The following is a 1532-nucleotide window of genomic DNA, read 5'->3' on the forward strand; positions in this document are numbered from 1 at the left end:
GCTGAGTAGGCCCGGAGCGCGGTGCCGGGATTGCTCCCGGTCCGTTTCTCCGGACCTCTCGCCGAACCCGCCGTGCGTCTCTCAACGCAACGGGCTCTCCACGGTCTCTGCCGTCAGACGGGGTTCGCAGGCTGCCAAGGGCTGGGGATCGTGCTGGCTCGGTATCGGTAACGGCTGACCGTGACCGATGCGATCCGGAACAGATCGATCCCGTCCGCCGCGATCGGAAGCCACCGCCCGGTGGGGGTGGTGAACCGGCGGCGGACGTCGCCCCAACTCCATCGGTGACGTTCCCGCAGCATGCGGATGAGACGCCACCACACGAAAGCGTCGAGCCTGTCGAAGACATGCTTGGCGACAGCGTGCTTGAAGTAGTTGGCCCAACCGCGCATGATCTGAGTGAGTCTCTTCAGCACGGTGGCAAGATCCTGCTGCGATGTCCTGCCTGTCAGAGCACGGACCTTCGCCTTCAGCGACCGGATGGGCCGGTCGGCGATGAAGGTGTAGACGTGCCACTTGGCCGTCCCTCCTTTGCGTTTCCACTGGATGCGGAAGCCCAGGAAGTCGAACCCGTCGCTCATGTGCACGATCTGGGTCTTGGCCTGCGAAAGACGCAGACCAAGAGGTTCGAGCACGTCAGCGATTTCTTCGCGCAGTGCCGCGGTGTCGGCCTCGGTGCCGTGCACCAGGACGACGAAGTCATCCGCGTAGCGGACGACCCGCCACGTGGGTTGACCTTTGCGGCGCCGGTAGGCGCGTTTGCCTTCGGTGGCCATTGCCCCACCTGGTTCCCAGGGCCCGTGCAGGTGCTCGTCGAGCGCCGACAGGGCGATGTTCGCCAGCAGTGGGGACAGGATGCCGCCTTGCGGGGTGCCGGTCAGTGTTTCCTTGTTCTCGCCGAGTTCCGTGAGGACTCCGGCTTTGAGAAAGGCTTTGACCAGTGCCAGGACGCGCTTGTCCCTCACTCGGTGACGCACTCGGTCCATGAGAGCCGTGTGGCCGATCGAGTCGAAGCATGCCTCGATGTCCGCATCCAGCACCCAGCGATATCCCCGGGTGCCGAAGTAGTGGATCTCGGCGATCGCGTCCTGGGCCCGCCGTCGGGGCCGAAACCCGTAGGAGACCGGCTTGAAGTCGGCCTCGAAGATCGGTTCCAGCACCAGCTTCAGCGCTGCCTGAACGACCCGGTCCGCGATCGTCGGAATCCCGAGCTTGCGGACCTTCCCCGAGCCTCCCGGCTTGGGAATGCTGCGTTCCCGCACCGGCAAAGGACGGAAAGAGCCGTCCTTGAGGGAGGCCCGCAGGTCGTTCAGGAACCCGGGAACACCGATCGACTCCTCGACATCGGTGGCGGTCAGGCCATCGACGCCGGGAGTCCGGGCTCCCTGGTTGCCAGCGACCCGGCCGAACGCCGCCAACAGCGTCGCCGGATCGTGCAACACCGGTAGGCCGCTGGCGAGGTGCCGTGTTACCACGGTCCTGCTCCAGCGGCCCCCGGTCCGAACCACGCGGGCACCTTTCGGTGCACGTAG

Annotated in this window: 1 protein-coding gene; it reads right to left on the reverse strand. The window is 65.9% G+C overall.

Features of this window, described 5'->3' with window-relative positions; genetic code table 11:
• Positions 1–113 precede the first annotated feature (113 nt).
• A partial coding sequence (ltrA, locus tag ACZ68L_RS46875) for a group II intron reverse transcriptase/maturase (RefSeq protein ID WP_469591039.1) occupies positions 114–1532 on the reverse strand: 1419 nt, incomplete at its 5' end.

This window comes from Streptomyces sp. NPDC104309 (assembly GCF_055584025.1).